General features: G+C 71.9%; 22 protein-coding genes. 11 read left to right on the top strand and 11 right to left on the bottom strand.

Annotated features, from left to right (window positions below; genetic code table 11):
• Window positions 1–38: 38 nt before the first annotated feature.
• Window positions 39–1,244, top strand: a complete 1,206-nt coding sequence (gene ligD, locus AB0H84_RS43345) for a non-homologous end-joining DNA ligase (protein ID WP_357617966.1) — start codon at window positions 39–41, stop codon at window positions 1,242–1,244.
• A 177-nt stretch (window positions 1,245–1,421) separates the two neighbouring features.
• Here the strand turns inward: ligD and AB0H84_RS43340 are convergent, their stop codons facing one another.
• Window positions 1,422–2,015: a class I SAM-dependent methyltransferase gene (locus AB0H84_RS43340; RefSeq protein ID WP_357617963.1), complete on the bottom strand. Its 594-nt coding sequence runs from the start codon at window positions 2,013–2,015 to the stop codon at window positions 1,422–1,424.
• Window positions 2,016–2,062: 47 nt separating this feature from the next.
• Window positions 2,063–3,022, bottom strand: coding sequence for an NAD(P)-dependent alcohol dehydrogenase (locus AB0H84_RS43335; RefSeq protein WP_357617987.1), 960 nt, complete (start codon window positions 3,020–3,022; stop codon window positions 2,063–2,065).
• A gap of 101 nt (window positions 3,023–3,123) precedes the next feature.
• On the opposite strand from AB0H84_RS43335, the gene AB0H84_RS43330 reads away from it, so the two are divergent.
• Window positions 3,124–3,753: a helix-turn-helix domain-containing protein gene (locus tag AB0H84_RS43330; RefSeq protein ID WP_357617959.1), complete on the top strand. Its 630-nt coding sequence runs from the start codon at window positions 3,124–3,126 to the stop codon at window positions 3,751–3,753.
• Between the two features lie 15 nt (window positions 3,754–3,768).
• On the opposite strand, the gene AB0H84_RS43325 is transcribed toward AB0H84_RS43330, so the two are convergent.
• Entirely contained in the window at window positions 3,769–4,689 is a 921-nt protein-coding gene (locus AB0H84_RS43325) for a LysR family transcriptional regulator (RefSeq protein ID WP_357617956.1), read from the bottom strand.
• A 71-nt stretch (window positions 4,690–4,760) separates the two neighbouring features.
• On the opposite strand from AB0H84_RS43325, the gene AB0H84_RS43320 reads away from it, so the two are divergent.
• Entirely contained in the window at window positions 4,761–5,648 is an 888-nt protein-coding gene (locus tag AB0H84_RS43320) for an SDR family NAD(P)-dependent oxidoreductase (RefSeq protein WP_357617954.1), read from the top strand.
• An 8-nt stretch (window positions 5,649–5,656) separates the two neighbouring features.
• On the opposite strand, the gene AB0H84_RS43315 is transcribed toward AB0H84_RS43320, so the two are convergent.
• From AB0H84_RS43315 to AB0H84_RS43305, 3 genes are all read right to left on the bottom strand, one after another.
• Window positions 5,657–7,075 (bottom strand): FAD-dependent oxidoreductase, encoded by a 1,419-nt coding sequence (locus AB0H84_RS43315; RefSeq protein WP_357617951.1) that lies wholly within the window; start codon window positions 7,073–7,075, stop codon window positions 5,657–5,659.
• 25 nt (window positions 7,076–7,100) lie between these two features.
• Entirely contained in the window at window positions 7,101–7,679 is a 579-nt protein-coding gene (locus tag AB0H84_RS43310) for a cupin domain-containing protein (RefSeq protein ID WP_357617948.1), read from the bottom strand.
• A 114-nt stretch (window positions 7,680–7,793) separates the two neighbouring features.
• Window positions 7,794–8,687: an NAD(P)H-binding protein gene (locus AB0H84_RS43305; RefSeq protein WP_357617945.1), complete on the bottom strand. Its 894-nt coding sequence runs from the start codon at window positions 8,685–8,687 to the stop codon at window positions 7,794–7,796.
• A gap of 87 nt (window positions 8,688–8,774) precedes the next feature.
• Between AB0H84_RS43305 and AB0H84_RS43300 the strand changes: the two genes are divergently transcribed.
• Window positions 8,775–10,535 (top strand): thiamine pyrophosphate-binding protein, encoded by a 1,761-nt coding sequence (locus tag AB0H84_RS43300; protein WP_357617942.1) that lies wholly within the window; start codon window positions 8,775–8,777, stop codon window positions 10,533–10,535.
• Here AB0H84_RS43300 and AB0H84_RS43295 read toward each other — a convergent pair.
• A complete protein-coding gene (locus tag AB0H84_RS43295; RefSeq protein WP_357617940.1) occupies window positions 10,504–11,271 on the bottom strand; it encodes an IclR family transcriptional regulator in 768 nt (255 codons plus the stop codon). The two genes, AB0H84_RS43300 and AB0H84_RS43295, sit on opposite strands and share 32 nt — an antisense overlap.
• 70 nt (window positions 11,272–11,341) lie before the next feature.
• Between AB0H84_RS43295 and pobA the strand changes: the two genes are divergently transcribed.
• The 4 genes from pobA to AB0H84_RS43275 are packed head-to-tail and all read left to right on the top strand — an operon-like array spanning window position 11,342 to window position 15,294.
• Window positions 11,342–12,496, top strand: a complete 1,155-nt coding sequence (gene pobA, locus AB0H84_RS43290) for a 4-hydroxybenzoate 3-monooxygenase (RefSeq protein ID WP_357617937.1) — start codon at window positions 11,342–11,344, stop codon at window positions 12,494–12,496.
• 30 nt (window positions 12,497–12,526) lie between these two features.
• A complete protein-coding gene (locus AB0H84_RS43285) occupies window positions 12,527–13,828 on the top strand; it encodes a lyase family protein (RefSeq protein ID WP_357617935.1) in 1,302 nt (433 codons plus the stop codon).
• A complete protein-coding gene (gene pcaC / locus AB0H84_RS43280) occupies window positions 13,825–14,955 on the top strand; it encodes a 4-carboxymuconolactone decarboxylase (protein ID WP_357617932.1) in 1,131 nt (376 codons plus the stop codon). Before AB0H84_RS43285 ends, pcaC begins: the two co-directional genes overlap by 4 nt.
• Window positions 14,956–14,982: 27 nt before the next feature.
• Window positions 14,983–15,294, top strand: a complete 312-nt coding sequence (locus AB0H84_RS43275; RefSeq protein ID WP_357617929.1) for a DUF6401 family natural product biosynthesis protein — start codon at window positions 14,983–14,985, stop codon at window positions 15,292–15,294.
• A gap of 75 nt (window positions 15,295–15,369) precedes the next feature.
• Here AB0H84_RS43275 and AB0H84_RS43270 read toward each other — a convergent pair whose 3' ends face one another.
• Window positions 15,370–16,218, bottom strand: coding sequence for a hypothetical protein (locus tag AB0H84_RS43270; protein ID WP_357617926.1), 849 nt, complete (start codon window positions 16,216–16,218; stop codon window positions 15,370–15,372).
• A 123-nt stretch (window positions 16,219–16,341) separates the two neighbouring features.
• Here AB0H84_RS43270 and AB0H84_RS43265 point away from each other — a divergent pair, with 123 nt between their 5' ends.
• A complete protein-coding gene (locus AB0H84_RS43265) occupies window positions 16,342–16,716 on the top strand; it encodes a VOC family protein (RefSeq protein ID WP_357617924.1) in 375 nt (124 codons plus the stop codon).
• Window positions 16,717–16,826: 110 nt separating this feature from the next.
• On the opposite strand, the gene AB0H84_RS43260 is transcribed toward AB0H84_RS43265, so the two are convergent.
• Window positions 16,827–17,216, bottom strand: a complete 390-nt coding sequence (locus AB0H84_RS43260) for a hypothetical protein (protein WP_357617922.1) — start codon at window positions 17,214–17,216, stop codon at window positions 16,827–16,829.
• A gap of 199 nt (window positions 17,217–17,415) precedes the next feature.
• Here AB0H84_RS43260 and AB0H84_RS43255 point away from each other — a divergent pair, with 199 nt between their 5' ends.
• Window positions 17,416–17,955, top strand: coding sequence for a GNAT family N-acetyltransferase (locus AB0H84_RS43255; protein WP_357617920.1), 540 nt, complete (start codon window positions 17,416–17,418; stop codon window positions 17,953–17,955).
• 144 nt (window positions 17,956–18,099) lie between these two features.
• Here the strand turns inward: AB0H84_RS43255 and AB0H84_RS43250 are convergent, their stop codons facing one another.
• A complete protein-coding gene (locus AB0H84_RS43250) occupies window positions 18,100–19,209 on the bottom strand; it encodes an FAD-dependent oxidoreductase (protein WP_357617918.1) in 1,110 nt (369 codons plus the stop codon).
• A 146-nt stretch (window positions 19,210–19,355) separates the two neighbouring features.
• The gene (locus AB0H84_RS43245) at window positions 19,356–19,649 is read right to left on the bottom strand and encodes a hypothetical protein (protein ID WP_357617916.1); all 294 of its coding nucleotides are present in this window, start codon (window positions 19,647–19,649) and stop codon (window positions 19,356–19,358) included.
• Here AB0H84_RS43245 and AB0H84_RS43240 point away from each other — a divergent pair.
• Window positions 19,648–20,010 (top strand): MarR family winged helix-turn-helix transcriptional regulator, encoded by a 363-nt coding sequence (locus AB0H84_RS43240; protein WP_357617914.1) that lies wholly within the window; start codon window positions 19,648–19,650, stop codon window positions 20,008–20,010. The genes AB0H84_RS43245 and AB0H84_RS43240 overlap by 2 nt on opposite strands.
• The last annotated feature ends 67 nt before the right edge of the window (window positions 20,011–20,077 follow it).

The following is a 20,077-nucleotide window of genomic DNA, read 5'->3' as shown; positions in this document are numbered from 1 at the left end:
CCGGAAGCCTTGTCGGTGGCCCCGCGTATGGTGACCCTATGCCTGTCATCGAGGTCGCCGGGCGCGAGGTCCGCATCACCAGCCCCGACAAGGTGGTCTTCCCGCAGAGCGGCCACACCAAGCTCGACCTGCTCCGCTACTACCAGGCCGTGGGGGAGGCGGCGCTGCGGGGCGTCCACGGGCGGCCGATGGTGCTCAAGCGGTTCGTGCACGGCATCGAGCAGGAGGCCTTTTTCCAGAAGCGCGCCCCGGCCAAGCGGCCCGACTGGATCGAAGTGGCCGAGCTGAAATACCGCTCGGGGCTCAGCGCCGAGGAGGTGGTCTGCACCGACCTGGCCCAGCTGCTCTGGGTGGTCAATCTGGGGTGCGTCGACCTCAACCCCCATCCGGTGCGCTCCGACGACCTGTCCAGGCCCGACGAGCTCCGCATCGACCTCGACCCGGTGCCCGGCGTCCCGTGGTCCGACGTGCTGGCGACCGCGCAGGTGGCGCGCGAGGTGCTGGCCGACCACGGGCTCGTCGCCTGGCCCAAGACGTCCGGGTCGCGAGGGTTCCATGTCTACGCCCGGATCGAGCGGCGCTGGCCGTTCGCGAAGGTGCGCAAGGCGGCCGAGACGGTGGCCCGCGAGGTGGAGCGGCGGGCGCCCGACCTGGCCACCAGCCGGTGGTGGAAGGAGGAGCGGCACGGCGTGTTCGTCGACTTCAACCAGAACGCCTACGACCGCACGGTGGCCTCCTCCTACTCCGTGCGCGCCGTCCCCGACGCGCGCGTCTCGACCCCGTTGACCTGGGACGAGGTGCCGGGCTGCCACCCCGAGGCGTACACGATCGACACCGTGCCCAAGCGCCTGGCCGCGGCCGGCGACCCGTGGGAGGACATGGACCTGCACCCGGGCTCGCTCGACGGGCTGCTGCGCCTGGCCGACGAGTTCGGGCCCGCGCCCAAGCCGCCCAAGGGCGCGGGGCGCCGGCAGCAGACCATGCCCGTCATCGAGATCGCCCGGGCCGAGCACAAGGACGAGGCACTGGCCGGGTTCGAGCGGTGGAAGGCCCGCCATCCGGACGTCGCGGCCCGGCTGGAGGCCGCCGACGTGCTGGTGGACGGCATGCGGGGGCGCAGCAGCGTGTGGTACCGCATCCGGGTCAACCTCCAGCACGTGCCGGAGGAGCAGCGGCCCGAGCAGGAGCCGCTGGAGGTCGACTACGACCCCTGGCGCGGCGCCGGAGGCCCCGGCCCGAGCTGAGCGGGGCCCGAGCTGAGCCGGACGCCGGCCTGGGCTGAGCGAGGCTCCGGCCCGAGCTGAGCCGGACGCCGGCCTGGGCTGAGCGAGGCTCCGGCCCGAGCTGAGCGGGGCTCCGGACACGTCCCCCCTCGGCCACGTTCCCTCTCGGCGCGCAGCGCGGCGGCCGTGGAGCGCCGGCTAGCGCTGAAAGTGCCAGAACAGCATCGACGGTGTCCCGGCGATGGCCGGCCGTCCGGCAGCCGTACGGGCAGGACCACCCCCCCGCGCCACCCCCTCGGGATGGATGTCGGCGATCACCACATGCCCGCCGGGCCGCAGCACCCGGGCGAACTCGGCCGGCACCGGGTCCAGCACGGGCACATGCGTCAACGCCAGCGTGCAGACCACCAGGTCGACGGACTCACCGGGCACCGGCAGGCAGGACAGGTCGCCCGGAAGGAACTCCGCCTGCGGCACCCGCAGGCGCGCCCGCTCCAGCATGTCGGCCGAGCTCTCCACACCGCGCACCCGATGGCCGCGACCGGCCAGGTAGGCCGCCATCCGGCCGGTGCCGCCCGCCGCGTCCAGCGCGTCGCCGGCCGGCAGCGCGTCGACGATCTCCCTGATGAACGGCTCGTCGAGGTCGAACGCGCTGTTGGGTACGTCGTAGGTCCGCGACCAGACCCGGTAGCCCTCCACGGTGCCCACGCGAGCCACCTCGACGGCGGCGTCGGCCAGGGAGCCGTCATCGAGGAACTTGCGGATCTCGGCCAGGCGTGCCTCGACGAACACGCGGTCGTGCTCGCCGGTGAAGGACCGCTTTACGGCGGCCCCGGGTCTCAGACGACGCGGACAACGATCTTGCCGCGCACGCCGCCCGCCTCCAGGGCCCGGTGCGCCTTGGCGATCTCTTCCAGGGGGAACACGGTGTCGACGACCGGGCGGATGGCGCCGCTCTCCACGTACCGGGTGAGGTCGGCGAGGAGGCGGTGGGTGGGCCGGCCGCTGAAGAAGCGCACGCGCCGCCGGCCGTACACGGTGGAGGCGGCGATGTACGACAGGGACGCGGCGACCCGGTTGACGTCGAAGGCGATCGCCACCATGCGACCCGACGGCGTCAGGAGACGCCGGTAGGCGGGGTGATCGGTGCCGACGGTGTCCATGACCACGTCGAACGGCGGCAGATCCGCAGGCCGCGTGGTGGCGTAGTCATAGGCCTCGTGGGCGCCGAGGTCGCGGACGAGGTCGAGGTTGCGTGCCCCGGCGAGCGCGGTGACGTGGGCGCCGAGCGCCCTGCCGAGCTGCACCGCCGTGACCCCGACGCCGCCGCTGCCGCCGCGTACGAGCAGGCGCTCGCCCGGCCGCAGTTCCGCCTGGTCGCGCAGTGCCGTGATCGCCGTCGTGCCCACCGGGAGCGCCGCGGCCTGCACCAGGTCGAGGCCCGCCGGGATGAGGGACAGGTGACGGGGGCGGACGGCCAGGTACTCGGCGACGCTGCCGAACGTGCGGTCCAGCACGCCCCACACCCGGTCGCCCGGCCGGGGGCCGGGTTCGGCAGGGGCCGGGCCCAGGGCGACGACCTCGCCGGTGAAGTCGAGCCCCATGCGTTTCGGGAAGCCCCGCTGCATCAGCCCGGTCACGGGCCGCATCTTGCCGGCCCGGCCGTGCAGTTCGCCGCCGTTCACGCTGGTGGCGTGCACGCGCACCAGCACCTCGCCGGGGCCGGGGACCGGCTTCGGCACCGTGCCCACATACAGCACCTCCGGTGGCCCGTACCGGTCGAACAGGGCCGCGCGCATCTCAGTCGCATTCGTCTCCACGTGAGTGACGCTAGTGGGCTAACCGGATGGGACCGTCCACTTACGTTAATGTGAGAAATATGCCTGGCCATCCCTCTCAGATGGAGCCCGCGCAGGTGCTGCGGGCCGACGCGCGGCACAACCGCGTGCGCATCCTCGAGGCCGCGCGGGAGTCGTTCGCCGCGCGCGGGCTCGACGTGCCCATGGCGGCCATCGCGCGGCGCGCCGGGGTCGGCGTGGCCACGCTCTACCGGCGTTTCCCCTCGCGGGAGTCGCTGATCACGGAGGTGTTCAGCGACGAGCTGGCCACGTGCGCGTCCGTTGTGGACGAGGCGCTGGCCGATCCCGACCCGTGGCGGGGGTTCTGCTCGATGATCGAGAAGGTGTGCGCGATGCAGGCCGCCGATCGGGGGTTCACCGACGCGTTCCTGACGGCGTTCCCCGACGCGATCGACTACGAGCGGACGCGGGTGCGGGCCGAGCGGGGCTTCGCCGAGGTGATGCGGCGGGCCAAGGCCGCGGGGCGGCTGCGGGCCGACTTCGACCTGGCCGACCTGACGCTGGTGCTCAAGGCCAACTGCGGCGTCGCCACCGGGACGAGTCAGGCCGCGGCGGCGGCGTCGCGGCGGCTGGTGGCGTATCTGCTGCAGTCCTTCCGCGTCGAGCACGCCGAGCCCCTGCCTCCGGTGCCGCCGCTCACACTCGACTCCCTGCTCGGGTCGGCAAGCTGACTCCCGCGGCTCAGGTCACGTCGGTGTTTCGGTGTCGAGTGCGGCGGTGCGCAGGGCGTCCGCGACGCGGGCGACCGGCTCGGTCGGCGGGTGCGGCAGGCGGGCGAGGAGCAGGCGGCGGTGCTCCTGCGGACCGCCCCGCACCGGCAGGATGCGTACGCCCGGCGGCGCGGCCGGGACCAGCAGGGCGGACACGGTGGTCAGCCCGCAGCCGGCCGCGACGAGGTGAAGCTTGGCGAGCCAGTCGCGGGCGGTATGGGCGATCTCCGGCTTCTCGTCCAGGCCCGGCCACACCCCCATGACCAGGTCTTCCCCCGCCGGACCGGCGATCCAGCGCTGCCCGCGCAGGTCGGCGACGTCGATGTAGTCGCCGTGGGCGAGCGGGTGGGCGGCGGGTACGGCCAGGCGCAGGCCGCGCTCGGCGAGCGTCTGGACGGCCAGCGGCGGCGACTCCGCGTCCGGCGGGCGGAACGGTGGTGCCGACGCCAGCAGGGCCAGGTCCAGGCTGCCGGCCCGCAGCGCGCGGACGAGTGCCGGGGTGCTGCCTTCCCGGGTGACGACCGTGATGGCGGGGTCCGTGCGGCGCAGCTCGACGAGAGCCCTGGTCAGCAGGACGGCGCCCGCGCTGGGGAACCAGCCCACCCGTACGACCCCGGCCCGCGCCGGCAGGCCGGACAGCTCCCGCGCGGTCGCGTCGATCTCGTCCAGCACGACGGTGGCCCGGCGCAGCACGATGCGGCCGGCGGAGGTCAGCCGGGCGCCGTCGCGCCGCCGCTCCAGCAGGTCCGCCCCCACTGCCCGTTCCAGGGAGGCGATCTGCCGGGACACCGCCGACTGCGTGTAGCCGAGCGCGGTCGCGGCGGCGGTGAAGGTGCCCTGCTCGGCCACGGCGCGGAAGACCCGCAGCGCGGTGAGCGACACGTCGCTGAAGTCCATGACGTCTACGCATACCAGGTGTGCGTAACTTTCGTTGGACTCATGATCGAGCCGGCCCCTAGCGTGGCGGCATGAACGATCCACGCATCGCCTTGGTGACCGGCGCGAACCAGGGACTCGGCCGCGCCCTCGCCGAAGGGCTGGCCGCCCGGCTGGCCCCGGACGACCTGGTCCTGCTCACCGGCCGCGACGCCCGGCGGGTCGCGGACGCCGCCCGCGAGGTCGTACGGTCACCCGGCACGCGCAGCCGGGTGGAGGGCCGGGTCCTCGACGTCGCCGACACCGGCGCCGTGACCGGGCTCGCCGATGAGCTGCGCGAACGCCACGGAGGGGTGGACGTGGTGATCTCCAACGCCATCGCCCCGAACCTCCCCGACAGGTCGCAGGCCGAGCAGGCCGACGAGTTCATCGACGTCGCCAACGTCGCCACCCACACGATCCTGCGCTCGTACGGCCCGATACTGAGGCCCGGCGGGCGGCTCATCGTCGTGTCCAGCACTCTGGGCAGTCTCGGCCACCTCGACCCCCGGCTGCACCACCTGTTCGACGGCGCCTCGCTCGACCAGGTCGAGCAGGCCGTCGAATCCTGGCGCCGCGCCATCCACGCCGGGACGCTCGGCGAAGCCGGCTGGCCGCGCTGGCTGAACGTCCCCTCCAAGGTGGCGCAGGTGGCCGCCGTCCGCGCGGTCGCGGCCGAGCGCCGCGAGCGCGACCTCGCCACCGGCACGTTGATCGCCGCCGTCTGCCCCGGCATGGTCGACACCCGGGCCTCGCGCCCCTGGTTCAGCGAGTACGGCCACGCTCAGACGCCGGCCCAGGCCGCGCGGGCCGTGATCGACCTGGTGCTCGGCGAGGGCGCCGACCCCGCCCTCTACGGGGAGCTGGTCCGCTTCGGCAAACCCCTGCCCTGGTACGGCGGGACGCCGCCGACCGAGCAGGAGCGCATCGTCATCCCCTGACGCCCGGCTCAGCGGCCCGAGATCAGGTTCGCCAGGCGGGCGTACGGCGACGTCGTGGTGCCGTGGTCGTTCTCCCGGCGGTCGGCGGCCCGGAACAGCGCGTAGATCAGCTGAACCCCCGCCCAGCGCAGCGGCTCCGGCTCCCACTGGCGCACCTGGCGGCCCACCCACGGCAGGGCCGTGAGTTCGGTGTCGTGGCGCAGCACCAGGTCGCGGAGCGTGCGCCCGGCCAGGTTGGTGGTCGTGACGCCGCTGCCGACGTAGCCGCCCGCCCAGCCGAGCCCCGTCGCGTGGTCGAGGTGGACCGTCGAGCACCAGTCGCGCGGCACGCCCAGCACGCCGCACCAGGAGTGCTGGATCCGCGCGTCCGCGGCCGCGGGGAAGAGCTTGACCAGCATCCGCCAGAGCAGCGCCACCGTCTGCGGCTGCGTGGCGCCCCGGACGTCGGTACGCGAGCCGTACCGGTAGGGCACGCCGCGCCCGCCGATCGCGATGCGGTCGTCGGCGGTGCGCTGCGCGTAGATGTACGCGTGCGCCTGGTCCCCGAGCAGCTCGTTGCCCTGCCACCCGATGTGCTTCCACACCTCGGGGGGCAGCGGCTCGGTGACGATCATGGAGCTGTTCATCGGCAGCCACTGGCGGTGCTGCCCGGCCAGCGAGGCGGTGAAGCCCTCGGTGGCGCGGATGACGTAGTCCGCCGAGACCGCCCCGCGCGTGGTGATCGCCGCCGCCTGGGCGCCGTCGCGCCGCGGCCGGATCGCGGTCACCGTGGTGTCCTCGAAGATGTCCACGCCCAGCCGGGCCACCGCCTCGGCCAGGCCGACGGCCAGCTTGGCGGGCTGGATGCGGGCGCAGTGCGGCGAGTAGGCGGCCTCGAGCGTGCCCGCCACCTGGACGCGTTCGCGCTGCTCGTCGCGGTCCAGCAGGCGCATGTCCTGCTCGCCGTACCCCCAGGCGCGCAGGTCCTCGATCTCCGCGCGGAGCCGGCGCCGCTGGGCCGGGTTCGTCGCGACGTGGACGAGGCCGCCCTTGTGGATGTCGGCGTCGATGCCCTCCTGGCGGGCCACCTCGATGACCTCGTCCACGGAGCCGAACATGGCGTGCTGTAGGTCGATCATGGCCTGCCGCCCGCGTGCCTTGGCGTGCCGCTTGCGCGACCCGGCGAACTCGGCCGACAGCCAGCCGCCGTTCCGCCCCGACGCCCCGAACCCGGCGAACTCCTTCTCCAGGATCGCGATCCGCAGCCCGGGCTCGGCCTTCTTCAGGTAGTACGCGGTCCACAGGCCGGTGTAGCCGCCGCCGACGATGGCCACGTCGTACGAGCGCGGCCCCGGCAGCGCGGGACGCCGCTCCGGCAGGCCGATCTGGCGGTACCAGAAGGAGACCCCGCCGTTGGCGAAGTCCCCGGTCAGCGGGATATCTCTCATCGAACTTCCTTGCTGTGGAGCCTGTTCAGACGGATGTGGTGGGCGGGGAGACAACCCAGACGACCTCGGCGGTCTCGTCACGCTCGTTGGCGACCCGGTGGGGGAGCGACGTGCGGTACTCCACACTGTCGCCGGGCCTCAGTAAGTGCGCGGCGGCGGAGCCGTCGGAGCCCAGCCAGAGCGTGACCTGTCCGCGGAGCACCAGCAGGATCTCCTGGGAGTCGCCGTGGGTGTACGGCTCGTCCCCGGTGGAGGAGCCCGGATCGAACTCCGCGACGTAGACCTCCACGTTCTGGAGCGGACGCTGAGAGATCAGGAACTTGCGGGTGCCGGGGGAGGTGCGCAGCTCCGGGCGGGACTCCCGGCGCACCACGCGGTGGCCGAGCTCCTCCTCCTCGTTGAAGAGATCCGCGACCGTGAGCCCGAGCGCGGAGGCGATGCGCCGGAGCATGCCGATGCTGGAGCTGGTCTGCCCGCGCTCCAACTGGCTGATGAAGCTCGCGCTCGCCTTGGCCTCGGCCGCGAGAGCCCGCACGGTCATGCGGCGCATGGTGCGGTAGGCCCGGATGCGCGCGCCCAGGCGGGCGTTCTCCGGCTCCGTCATCGAACCTCTCGACTGGCTGTACTGAACAGGTTGTTAAGTAGCAATGAAAGACCGTACAGAGCCAGTCGAATGCCCAGCAAGGGCAAGGTGCGTAACGAGTGCGTAAATGGGCGCTCAGCCCCGGGTCGGGCGCTCGTAGCCTTCGTCGCCCCCGTAGACGTGCAGGTCGGGGTCCTGCTCCGGCTGGTTGGCCGGGCTGGTCGGCGAGGCGGTGTGCTCGGTGGCGAAGTCGTCCGAGAGCTCGGGCTGCGGCGGGAAGAGGTAGCCCTGCCAGGTGATGCGGCCCTTGGGCTCGGCGTCCGTCAGCAGGTCGCCGGCGCGCTGGGCCGCGTACAGGCTGCCGGGGAAGCGGACGGGCAGGCAGGGGCGGTGCAGGTGCCTGGCCTGCAGCCACGTCTTGACCAGCTCCTCCGTGCTGAGCACCTGGGGGCCGCCGTACTCGATCTCGTCCATCGCGGGGCCCGCGGCGATCAGCTCGGTGATGCGGGTGGCCACCTCGCCGGCGTGGACCGGCTGCCAGGGCACCGTGCGGTCCACGGTGAGCACGGGGAGCGACTCGAAGTCGCCCAGCCGCCGGTCGAGCGCCTGGTGGAAGGGGGTGGCGCGCAGGATCGTCCAGCCCAGGTCGCTCTCGCAGACCAGGCGCTCGGCCTCCAGCTTGTGCCGGAGATGGCCGATGGCGACGCGGTCGGCGCCGACGACCGAGGTGTAGAGCACGTGCGTGTACCCCGACTCGCGGGCGGCGGCGATCAGCTTGCGCGTGCCGGTCACGTCCACGGCGCCGCGGCCCTTGCGGCCGCCCGTGGCGAGGTGCGCGATCACGTCGACGTCCCGCACGGCCTCCGCGACGCCGTTGCCGGAGACGAGGTCGCCCCACATCCACTCGACGTTCCCGCGGCTCTCCCGCTTCGTACGGCTCAGTGCCCGCACCCGATGGCCCGCCCTGAGCAAGGCGGGCACCAGCGCGCTACCGAGCGTGCCCGTGGCTCCTGTGACCAGAATGCGCATGCGGCCCCTCTACCCGTGAATCTCTGGAAATGACAAGGAATCTGGTAAAAGCGTCTGCCATCGGTCGAGCTGGGTAGGGCCGCTCACATGGCTCGAATCGCAGCGGAATCCCTGATAGAACGGCTCGCCGAGTGGGGCGTGGACACCGTCTTCGGCCTGCCGGGCGACGGCATCAACGGCATCATGGAGGGGCTGCGGCGCCACCGTGACCGGGTGCGCTTCGTCCTCGTCCACCATGAGGAGGCGGCGGCCTTCATGGCCACCGGTTACGCCAAGGCCACCGGGAAGATCGGCGTGTGCCTGGCCACCTCGGGACCCGGCGGCATCCATCTGCTCAACGGCCTGTACGACGCCAAGCTGGACCACGTCCCGGTGCTGGCGATCACCGGCATGCAGGAGACGTCCGTGCTGGGCACCGGCTACCAGCAGGAGGTGCACCTGGACCGGCTCTTCGCCGACGTGACCGAGTACAACATGATGATCACCAACCCGGCGCAGCTGCCCTCGCTGGTGGACCTGGCGATCAGGACCTCCTACGCGCGGCGCGGGGTCTCCCATCTCACGGTGCCCAACGACATCCAGGTCGCCGAGGCGGGCGCGGAGCCGTACAGGACCGTGGCGCCGGCGCGTGCGCCGGAGACCGCGCCCATCTACCTGCAGCCGGCGGGCATCCCGCGGCAGGAGGACCTCCGGCGGGCGGCCGACGTGCTCAACGCGGCCGAGCGCCCGGCCATGCTCGTCGGGCAGGGTGCGCTGCACGCCGGGGCGGAGGTGCTGGCCGTGGCCGAGGCCCTCGGGGCGCCCGTGGTCAAGACGTTGCCCGGCAAGGCGGTCATCCCGGACGACTCGCCGTACACGACCGGCGGGATCGGGCTGCTCGGCACCCGGCCGAGCGAGGAGCTGATGGACGAGACCGACGTGCTGTTCATGGTGGGGACGAACTTCCCGTACACGAAGTTCCTGCCGGAGGCGGCGCGCGTGGTGCAGTTCGAGGCGGAGCCGACCAGGGCGGGGGCCCGGATCGCGACCGACGTGCCCGTGGTGTGCGACGCCAAGGAGGGGCTGCAGGCGCTGCTGCCGCTGCTGACGCACCGGGACCGTCACGCTCATCTGTCGAAATATCAGACGATGATGGGCAAGTGGCGGGCCGAGATGGACACGCTGGAGAATCCGGACCGGGACCCCATCGCGCCGCAGTACGTCGTGTCGGTCCTCGACGAGCTCGCCACCGACGACGCCATCCTGACCTGCGACAGCGGCACCATCGCCACCTGGGCCGCCAGGCACTGGACGATCCGGGGCGGGCGCCAGTTCTACCTGTCGGGCACGCTCGCCACGATGGCGCCGGGGCTGCCGTACGCCATCGCCATGCAGCACGCCTTCCCGGGCCGCCAGGTCATCGCGTACGTCGGCGACGGCGGCTTCTCGATGCTGATGGCCGAGTTCCTGACGGCGGTGCAGCACCGGCTGCCGGTCAAGGTGATCATCAACAACAACAACTCGCTCGGCCAGATCCTGTGGGAGCAGATGGTGCTCGGCTACCCGGAGCACGGCGTGCGCTATCCCGAGCCCGAAGCCGACTTCTCGGCCTGGGCCCGGTCGTGCGGCGGATTCGCGGCCAAGGTCGTCAAGGCGGAGGACGTGGCCCTGACGATCGGGCAGGCGCTCGCGTACGACGGTCCGGCGCTGGTGGACGTGGACGTCAACCCGAACGAGCCGCCCATGCCCGGCAAGGTCTCCTACGAGCAGGCGAAGAACTTCGCGCAGGCGTTCCTCAAAGGGCAGCCGCACAAGGCCGCCATCGCCACCACCCTGTTCAAGGACCGGATCCAGCGGATGGGGGACTGAGCTCCGCGATGCCCGTCGCCGTGCTCAGCAGCGGATCGATCAGGCGGGGCAGCTCGCGGGCGCGCCGGGACGACAGCACGATGCCCACGGCCGCCACGGGCCGCCCCTCCACGAGGATCGGCGCCGCCGCCGAGCAGGTGCCCAAGGTCATCTCCTCGTACGTCAGCGCGTACCCCTGGGCGCGTACCACCGCCAGCTCCCTGGCCAGCCGCCCCGGCTCGGTGATCGTGTGCGCCGTCGGGCGTTCGAGCCGCCGCGCGAGGTAGGACTGCACGAACCAGTCCGGCTCGTACGCCAGCAGCGCCCTGCCCACGCCCGTCGGGTGCATCGGCAGCCGGCCGCCGGTCCTGGAGACGATGGGCACCGCCCGCCTGCCGTAGACCTTGTCCACGTAGAGCACCTCGAGCCCGTCGCGGACGGCCAGGTGCACGTTCTCGCCCGTGCTCGTGAACAGCTCCTGCAGCCACGGATGCGCCAGCTCCTGGAGCGGCGGGGGCGCGAGCTGGCCCAGCTCCCACAGCCGCATCCCGATCCGCAGCCGCCCGTCGGGCGCGCGGCTCAGCGCCTGCCGGCCCTCCAGCTCGGCGACCAGCCGGTGCGCCGTGCTCAGCGGCAGGCCGCTGCGCCTGGCCACCTCGGTCAGCGTGAGCTGCGGATGCGCCGGGTCGAACGCGCCCAGGACGGCCAGCACCTTGGACGTCACCGAACGCCCGGGGTCGCGCGATCCGCCTGCCATGGAGCCATTCTTCCACTGAGCGGAAGGGAGATCTCGGCCAAAGCGCGGTGGAGGCAGGATGCTTTCCCTCATGCGAACTCAGGTCGGGATCATCGGCGCGGGCCCCGCTGGCCTGCTCCTCTCCCATCTGCTCCACCTGCGCGGCATCTCCTCCGTGGTGCTGGAGAAGCGCAGCCGCGAGTACGTCGAGCGGCGGGTGCGGGCCGGGGTGCTGGAGCAGGGCACGGTGGACACGCTGGTCGAGGCGGGCGTCGGCGAGCGCATGCTGCGCGAGGGGCTGCCGCACCACGGCATCGAGCTCAGGTACGGCGGCGCGGGCCACCGCATCGCGTTCGAGAGGCTCGTGCCGGGCAGGTCCATCACCGTGTACGGCCAGCAGGAAGTGGTCAAGGACCTGATCGCGGCCAGGCTCGCGGCGGGCGGCGACGTGCGCTTCGAGGTCGAGGACGTGGCCCTGCACTCGCTGGAGTCGGATCCGTACCTCACCTTCGGCGGCGAGCGGCTCGACTGCGACGTGATCGCCGGCTGCGACGGCTTCCACGGCGTGTCCAGACCGGCCGTCCCCGACGGCGTCCTGAACGTCTACGAGCGGGACTATCCCTTCGCCTGGCTGGGCATCCTGGCCAGGGTCGCGCCCTCGTCGAAGGAGCTCATCTACACCAGGACCGAGCGCGGCTTCGCGCTGCACAGCATGCGCTCGCCCACCGTCAGCCGCTTCTACCTGCAGGTCCCGCCCGACGCCCGGGTGGAAGACTGGCCGGACGAGCGGATCTGGGCCGAGCTGAAGGCGCGGCTGGAGAGCGTGCCCGGCTTCACGCTGGCGACCGGCGAGATCATGGAGAAGGGCGTCACGCCGATGCGGGCGTTCGTGGCCGAACCCATGCAGTACGGGCGGCTCTACCTGGCCGGGGACGCCGCGCACATCGTGCCGCCGACCGGCGCCAAGGGGCTCAACCTGGCCGTGGCCGACGTCCGCGTGCTGACCGAGGCGCTGGCCGCGTACTTCGCGGACGGCTCGACCGAACTGCTCGACGGCTACTCCGCCGCGTGCCTGAAGCGGGTGTGGCGGGCGCAGCACTTCTCGTGGTGGATGACGACGCTGCTGCACACGTTCGAGGAGGACGACCCGTACGCGCGGCGGCTGCAGCTGTCGTACCTCGACTACGTCACCTCGTCGGAGGCGGCGGCGACCACCCTGGCGGAGAACTACGTGGGGCTGCCGTGATACATCGGAGTTCACAGGTCGGAGGCTTCTTTGAGTGCTGACGGCGGCCTGCTCGCCCCGGTCTGGGCAGGCACCCGAGCGGAGGAGATCACCTCGGACGCGGCCTGGCTGCGGGCCATGCTGGAGGCCGAGGCGGCGCTCGCCCGCGCGCAGGCCCGGCTGGAGCTCATCCCCGCCGCGGCGGCCGCGGCCATCGACAGGACGGCCGCCGCGCTCGTCCTCGACCCGGCCGACCTGGCCAGGCGCGCCCGCCAGTCGGCCAATCCCGTCGTCCCGCTCGTCTCGGACCTCCGGCGGGCGGTGCCGGGCGCGGCCTCGTACGCGCACCTGGGGGCGACCAGCCAGGACATCCTGGACAGCGCGGCCATGCTCGTGGCCACGCGGGCGGTACGTGCCGTCGTGGGCGACCTGAGCGCGATCATGCGGGAGCTCTGCGAGCTGGCCGAGCGGCACAAGGGCACGGTGATGGCCGCGCGGACGCTGGGGCAGCAGGCGGTGCCGACCACGTTCGGGCTGAAGGCGGCGGGGTGGCTGGCCGGGCTCCTGCGCGCCCGCGACCGGCTCCGCGAGCTGCGCCTGCCGGCCCAGCTGGGCGGCGCGGCCGGCACCCTGGCCGCCGTCGCCGAGCGGGCGGAGGCCGGTCCCGCCACCGCGCTGCTGCTCGTCGAGGTGTTCGCGGAGGAGATCGGGCTGGCGGCCCCCGCGGTCCCGTGGCACGCCGAGCGCTCCGCCGTCACCGAGCTGGGCGCCGCGCTCGCCGGCACGGCCCAGGCGCTCGGCAAGCCGGCCACCGACATCGTGCTCATGGCGCAGACCGAGGTCGGGGAGGTGGCCGAGTCGTCGACCGGCGCTTCGTCGGCCATGCCGCAGAAGCGCAACCCGGCGCTCTCCGTTCTCGTGCGGTCGGCCGCGCTCCAGGTGCCCGCGTACGCGCAGGTGCTGGGGCAGGCCGGCGAGCACGAGCGGGCCGCGGGGGCCTGGCAGGCGGAGTGGCTGCCGCTGCGCGAGGCGCTCCGGCTCACGGGCGGCGCGGCCGAGACCGCGGCGGAGCTGGTGGCCGGGCTGCGGGTGTTCCCCGACCGGATGCGCGCCAACGCCGACCTGGCCGGCGGGCGCCTGGTCGCCGAACGCCTCTCCGCCCACCTCGACCCGCGGACACTCAAGCGGGTCCTGTCAGCGGAGGGCCCGCTACGGGAGGCCCTGGCCGCGGAGGGTCCCTTGCGCGACGCCATGGCCGCTGTCCCGGACGAGCTGCTCGATCCGGAGGCTTACCTGGGCGCGGCGGCTGAGCTGGTTGATCGCATTCTCGCCACCTATCGGGAGCAACCGTGAAACTTCACCACCGCGTCGACGGCCCCTCCGACGCGCCGCTGCTGGTGCTCGGGCCCTCGCTCGGCACCACGATGGAGATCTGGCAGCCCCAGCTCCCCGCGCTCACCGACTCCTGGCGGGTCCTCCGGTACGACCTGCCGGGCCACGGCGGCTCGCCGGCGGCCGCTGCCGGGTTCACGGTCGACGACCTGGCGCAGGCCGTACTCGATCTCGTCGAGCCCGAGCGGTTCGCGCTCGCCGGCATCTCGCTCGGCGGCGCGATCGCCACGACCATCGCGGCGCGCGCCCCGCACCGGGTGCGCAAGCTGGTGCTGTGCTGCACGTCGGCCAGGTTCGGCGAGCCGGGGCCGTGGCTGGGGCGGGCGGCGCTGGTGCGCGGCAAGGGGGTGGCGGCCCTCGTTCCGACGCTCAAGGCCCGCTGGTTCACGCCCGGCTTCGACGGCCAGTGGGTCTTCGACCAGCTGGCAGGGGTGGACGCCAAGTCGTACGCCGCCTGCTGCGAGGCCGTCGCCGCCTTCGACCTGACGCGCCGCCTGGGGGAGATCACCGCGTCCACGCTGGTCATCGCCGGCGCCCAGGATCCGGCCACGCCGCTCGACCAGGCGCTCACGCTGGCCGAGAACATCCCGGGAGCGTCCCTGACGGTGGTGCCGCATGCCTCCCACCTGGCCAACGTGGAACGCCCCGAGGCGGTCACCGCGGCCGTCGTCGGCCACCTGTCAGGCGAGCGATCGTCTCCTGCCGTGGACGATGACCTGGCGGCAGGGATGCGCACCAGGCGCGAGGTGCTCGGGGACGCGCACGTCGATCGGGCGGTCGCCGCCACCACGGACTTCACCCAGGACTTCCAGGAGCTGATCACCCGCTACGCCTGGAACGAGATCTGGAACCGGCCCGGCCTCGACCGGCGCACCCGCAGCTGCGTCACGCTCACCGCGCTGGTGGCGCGCGGGCACCTGGACGAGCTCGCCATGCACGTCCGCGCGGCTTTACGCAACGGCCTCACGCGGGACGAGATCAAGGAAGTGCTGCTCCAGACGGCCGTCTACTGCGGGGTCCCGGCCGCCAACGCCGCCTTCGCGGTGGCCCGCCGCACCCTCGCCGAAATCGACGCGGAGGGCCGCTGACCTTGGGAGATGCTTTACAGTTAGTTGGTGGTCTTTGAGGAAGGGTGGGCGGCTACGCCCCTGCGCTGGCTGATGAACACGCTGGGCGACGCACAACTCGCCCAGATGGACCGCGACCCGGGCCTGGTGGCCGCGGTCGACCAGCACGCCGCCGTGCTGCGTGACGCGATCCCGCTCGACCGGGAGACGCTGGGCGACTACCTGCTCGGCTTCCTCGACGAGCTGCGGCAGCGCGGCTGGATCTTCACCGGCGAGCCGGACGCGGCCGCGCTCCGGCTGACGGCCGTCTGCTGGCTGGCCCGCGAACTGGGCTTCCTGGAAGACGGCCTCCCCGCCTGACCCGCCCGGTTCTTGCACGTTGCCGCGCCGTGCGGCGGACGCCGTGCCCCCGAGCGGGGCGCCCGCCGAGCGCGGTCACTCCGGAGGCATCTCGCTGCGCGGCGGCATGTCCGTACGCGGCGGCATGTCCGTGCGCGGGGGCATCTCGGAGCGCGGCGGGGTGGTCGTGGCCGCCGGGCCTGTGCGGATGGGGGTCGTCTCCTCCGACATCGCCCGCGCGTCCTCGCGGCCCCGCTGGTACGCCTCCGCGTGCGCCCTCGCCTGCGGCGCCTCCCGCTCGATGCGGCCCAGCCAGCGCTCCCAGCGCTGCTGCATCGGCCGGACGAGCCCGCCGCCGAAGCCGATCGCCGCGATCGCGCCGAGGGTGGCGAGCACCGTGACCAGCACCGGCGTCGTGACGGTCGTGGCCACGCCGATCTGGTTGAGCGCCGCGATGATGCCCAGGGCCCAGATGAAGACCGAGGCGGCCGTCGCCAGCCAGCGGCCGTACGAGAGCCCGCCGAGCATCCCCTCGACGATGTCCCTGACGCCCTTGGCGACCGCACCCGCGACCACGATGATCACGATGGCCACCAGTGCCAGAGGCAGCCAGGCGACCACGCCGTTCAGCATCGACGAGATCGGGTTGGGCCCGAACACGCTGAAGGCCAGCTGCAGGGTGACCAGCAGGATCGCGTAGAAGACGATCTTGGCGAGCAGGCTGCTGGCGTCGTACTTACTGCGCTCCAGCCACCGTTGCACACCGCTGCGCTCCACCGCCCGGTCGAAGCCGACGCGTTCGAGAATCTTGTCGACGATCTTCTCCAGCGCCTTGGCCACGAAGTAGCCGATGACGAGAATCACCAGCATCGCGACCAGCTTCGGAACGAATGTCGCGATCGCCCGCCAGGCGTCTGAAAGGCCTTGGCCTATGTTGATGTCCACGGTTTCCTCCTCTGAGGAGCCAATGCAACGGCGCTACCCGTACCGAATCGGTGTATGCACGCAGCGCAGTCGAAACTTCGCACAAGGCGACATCGCATCCGGGCGGTCGCTAGGGTGACCGCCATGCACCGCAGCCGGATGTCCGCCCTCCTCATCGACACCCCCGCGTCCGAGGCCGCGCAGGCGGCGACGTTCTGGGCGGGGGTGCTCGGGGCCACCGCGAGCCCGCTCCCCGGGGACGAGCAGTTCACCTCGCTGCACGGAGCCGTTCCCGGCCTCGACGTGGCCGTCCAGGCGGTGGACGACGCACCCCGCTTCCACGTCGACATCGAGACGGACGACGTCGAGGCCGAGACCCGGCGGCTGGTGGCGCTCGGGGCGACGGAGGTGTCGCGGTGGCAGGAGTGCCGCATCCTGCGGGCGCCCGGCGGTCACGTGCTCTGCGTGCTGCCGGTGGAGAGCGACCGGTTCGAGGCGGAGGCGAAGACCTGGCCCTGATCCCGGGTCAGGACGGGTTCAGGGCCGGACATGACCGCCACGCCGGAGCTCCTGGCCCCCTTCACGGCAGAGGGCAAGATCGCGCTCCTGACGCATGCCGGCAGGCCTCGTCAGTCGAGTCGCGGCGCGGCCAGGGCGGCAAGCACCCGCTGCCGCAGCAGCTCGTACTGCTCGCGGCACCGGCGCGGCGCATCCGGTGGCCGTTGCTGTACGCGACCCCCGGTGACGATCTCGCCGGGTTGGAACTGATCGGAGGTGAAGTCCACCTCGGTGCCGTCAGGCAGCCGATTCCAGTAGTGGTTCCAGACCTTGGCCCCGCCGACATGGACCTCGCCAAGGATCAGGTCGCCTCCGAGTAAGTCCTGCACCACCAGCGCCGTTGTCCCGCACTGGCTCCTTGCCGGGTTGTCAGGTCGCCACTGTTCGCGGCTTACGGGATCGCAGGTGTCAGGCCCCCAGGCGGCCCGCAGTAACGGCCGCAACAGTTCCACGTTCAGCATCGTGAGAGTGTCGCAGAGAGGTACGACACATCTGCGGCGCGACTGATGTGCATATACGTCTGATCGGCCGACGGAACGCCGCGGGTCAACGATTCGCAGCCGGCTTGGCGAGGCCGCGGAGAAGAGGTTTGCCGCCGGGGTCATGCCGGCCCGAGAAAAGTGATTGCCTCGGGGACAGAGCTCATGTTGGCTGTGCGGCATGGCTGAACTGCGTACCGATCGCCTCATCTTGCGCCGATGGCGTGACTCCGACCTTGCACCGTGGGCGGCGATGAATGCCGATCCCGAGGTCCGGGAGCACTTGGGCGACCTGCTTACCCGCGAACAGAGCGATGCCTCCGTGGCGCGATTTCAGGCCGAGTTCGACCAGCGAGGCTACGGGTGGTGGGCGGTTGAGGTGGCGGCCACGGGCGAGTTCATCGGCTTCGCAGGCTTGGACGAAGTGGACGACCACATGCCGTTCACAGGAGTGGAGATCGGCTGGCGGCTCGCTCGCTCGGCCTGGGGCCAGGGCTACGCCACCGAGGCCGCGCTGACAGTCCTGGCCCACGGCTTTGACGCTCTTGAGCTTCCTGAGATCCTCGCTGTCACAACGGCCACCAACCTTCGTTCCCAGGCGGTGATGCGCCGGATCGGCATGACCAGGGACCCTGCCGACGACTTCGACGACCCCACCCAGCCCGAAGGGCCACTGCGTCCGAACGTGCTGTACCGCATCGCCCGTGGTGCGAGGATCTGACGTTCTCCGCTGGGCTCGTTTGATCACGTTGGTTGCGGCGGCGACGGGGCGTCTGCCCCAGCGGCTGCCTCTCTCGCTGCGGATGCGGGCGCGTTCCTTGCGTCGGGCGGCGGGTCGCGGTCCTGGCGGCGCTTGCTCGGGCTGTCACGGGGAGAACCGCTCCGGGCGGAAGTCCGCAAGCATCTCATCTCTCTCCCCGCTGAGGATCTCCGAAGCAAGCAGCCGGCCGATCACCGGCCCGAGCGTGATACCGCTGTGGGAGACGGCCTCGTAGTAGCCCGGCACCGACGGCACCGCTCCCACCGACGGGAACCCGTCGGCCGGGATCGGCCGGTTGGCCACCCGGGTCTGTACGATGCGGGAGTCGCCGAGCTCGGGAACGACCTGCCGCGCCGATTCGTGGAGCAGCCGTGCGAGTTCCGCTGGATCTTCGCCTGTGTCGATGAGTGCGTCGATCTCGCGGCTGTGAAGGACCATCGACGCCTCTCCGTCAGGGCGGATCTCGATGTGAGGCGCGTGCATGACCCGGCGGACCGGGACCTGAGCACAGCCGATCCGGGTGACGACGCCGGGCTCCCTGCGCATCGGCAAGTGCCGTGCGACGAGCCCGGCGATGTGGGAGGCGCTGGGGCCCGCTGCGTTCACGACGATGTCGACGTCGAGACTGCTCCCATCCGATAAAGCGACTGTCCGGATGCTCCCGTCGGCACCGGTGCCGATGTCACGGACCGCGGTGCCGAACCGGTGCTCGGCGCCGGCCGCGACGGCCTGGCCGACCAGGCGGCCGACGAGATGACGTCCATGCACCCAGGCCTCGTCGGGGTAGACCACGACCGGAGCCTCGTCGGGCATCGTGAGAGCTGGTTCGAGGTGGCGGCGCACCTCGGCCCCCGTGCGCACCTCGACCCGGTAGTCCCAGCCGGCCAGCAGTCCGGCTGTCTCCAGGAGCTTCGCCTCCGCGGCGGGATCGTCTGTCCAGCGCAGGTGGCCGCTGGGATACCACCATGAGTCCGGCCCGATGGCACCGGCAAGCTCTCGGTACGCCGCCATGCCTGCGACGTTCAGGTCGAAGTAGGACCTGCGCACGGTCTTGTTGCTGGCATTGACCCACGAGAAAGACCAGTTCGTGACGCCTTCGCCCGGCTGGCCTGCGTCGATGAAGACGACCTCGGCGCCGTGCCGGGACAGGTGCCAGCCGACGCCGGCCCCGAGGATGCCCACTCCGATGACGGCAACACGTTCAGTCCGCTTCACGGACCCGATGCTCACGAACGCCCCCTTTCAGGGCACGGATGAACTCTCATTTCTAACATGCAAGCGTGTGAAACGTGATCACTATGAACAGGACAGGCAAAGGGCTTAGGAATGGGGTGCCGGAGCGGCCGGGCGCGGTGCCTCCTTTATGAGGCAGGATCCGAGCGCCGCAGTTGGCCGCGAAGCCTCTCCAGCCCGGCCGCGACCTCACTGACCTGCTCAGGCTGCCGGACACACCAATCGGAGACATCGTCGAACCAGCGGTTCCAGATGGAGCCGACCGCGTCCGCGGTGATCTCCTCCTCTCCGCACACGAGAGCCGCGAGATCGCCCACCTCGGGGTCGTACTCGTCCTCGGGAGCGCCCATCTCCAGCAGACCTTCGGGGTCGTACTGGTTGATCAATAAACGCACGGCGGCGGCGATCTGATCATCGGTCATGACTCCAGCATGCCGCAGTACGGCCGTCTTCGCCGACGGATCCGTCTGCCGGCCCCGCGATGGGCATGACCCCCCCACCGGGGTGCAGCTGCTCATCCTTCTGTGGCGTAACGGGGCGACCAGCCACAGCGACCTGCGCCGGACGCTGGGCATCGACGGTGCGAGCGTCGCCCGGCTGGTCAAGGAGTTCGAGGCCGAAGGGCTCGTCGGCCGGCGTCTGGACCCGGCGGACAACCTGCGGGCCGCCGCCCGACGCATGTACGACGCGTTCAACGCCCATGACCACGCGGCCGCGGCGGAGATCTTCACGGCGGACTTCTACAGCCACCGTTCGGAGAATCTCAGTGATCCTCGTTCCTGATTCGTCGGCGCCTACCTCGATTGCTCGAGGTCTTACATCGCCTCCACAGGCGTTTACCGTCTCCAGG

It is taken from the genome of Nonomuraea sp. NPDC050786, assembly GCF_040654115.1.
Taxonomy (GTDB): Bacteria; Actinomycetota; Actinomycetes; order Streptosporangiales; family Streptosporangiaceae; genus Nonomuraea.
This window is presented reverse-complemented; position numbering and strand designations above follow the sequence as displayed.

Bases quoted from the DNA above. Each gene is read 5' to 3' on its own strand.
- AB0H84_RS43325 (WP_357617956.1), bottom strand. From the start codon at position 4,689: ATGGACTTCAGCGACGTGTCGCTCACCGCGCTGCGGGTCTTCCGCGCC.
- AB0H84_RS43320 (WP_357617954.1), top strand. From the start codon at position 4,761: ATGAACGATCCACGCATCGCCTTGGTGACCGGCGCGAACCAGGGACTC.
- AB0H84_RS43295 (WP_357617940.1), bottom strand. From the start codon at position 11,271: ATGGCAGGCGGATCGCGCGACCCCGGGCGTTCGGTGACGTCCAAGGTG.
- AB0H84_RS43265 (WP_357617924.1), top strand. From the start codon at position 16,342: ATGCACCGCAGCCGGATGTCCGCCCTCCTCATCGACACCCCCGCGTCC.
- AB0H84_RS43315 (WP_357617951.1), bottom strand. From the start codon at position 7,075: ATGAGAGATATCCCGCTGACCGGGGACTTCGCCAACGGCGGGGTCTCC.
- AB0H84_RS43310 (WP_357617948.1), bottom strand. From the start codon at position 7,679: ATGACGGAGCCGGAGAACGCCCGCCTGGGCGCGCGCATCCGGGCCTAC.
- AB0H84_RS43245 (WP_357617916.1), bottom strand. From the start codon at position 19,649: ATGACCGATGATCAGATCGCCGCCGCCGTGCGTTTATTGATCAACCAG.
- AB0H84_RS43335 (WP_357617987.1), bottom strand. From the start codon at position 3,022: ATGCGCGCGGCCCTGTTCGACCGGTACGGGCCACCGGAGGTGCTGTAT.
- AB0H84_RS43305 (WP_357617945.1), bottom strand. From the start codon at position 8,687: ATGCGCATTCTGGTCACAGGAGCCACGGGCACGCTCGGTAGCGCGCTG.
- AB0H84_RS43255 (WP_357617920.1), top strand. From the start codon at position 17,416: ATGGCTGAACTGCGTACCGATCGCCTCATCTTGCGCCGATGGCGTGAC.
- ligD (WP_357617966.1), top strand. From the start codon at position 39: ATGCCTGTCATCGAGGTCGCCGGGCGCGAGGTCCGCATCACCAGCCCC.
- AB0H84_RS43330 (WP_357617959.1), top strand. From the start codon at position 3,124: ATGGAGCCCGCGCAGGTGCTGCGGGCCGACGCGCGGCACAACCGCGTG.
- pobA (WP_357617937.1), top strand. From the start codon at position 11,342: ATGCGAACTCAGGTCGGGATCATCGGCGCGGGCCCCGCTGGCCTGCTC.
- AB0H84_RS43260 (WP_357617922.1), bottom strand. From the start codon at position 17,216: ATGCTGAACGTGGAACTGTTGCGGCCGTTACTGCGGGCCGCCTGGGGG.
- AB0H84_RS43300 (WP_357617942.1), top strand. From the start codon at position 8,775: ATGGCTCGAATCGCAGCGGAATCCCTGATAGAACGGCTCGCCGAGTGG.
- AB0H84_RS43240 (WP_357617914.1), top strand. From the start codon at position 19,648: ATGACTCCAGCATGCCGCAGTACGGCCGTCTTCGCCGACGGATCCGTC.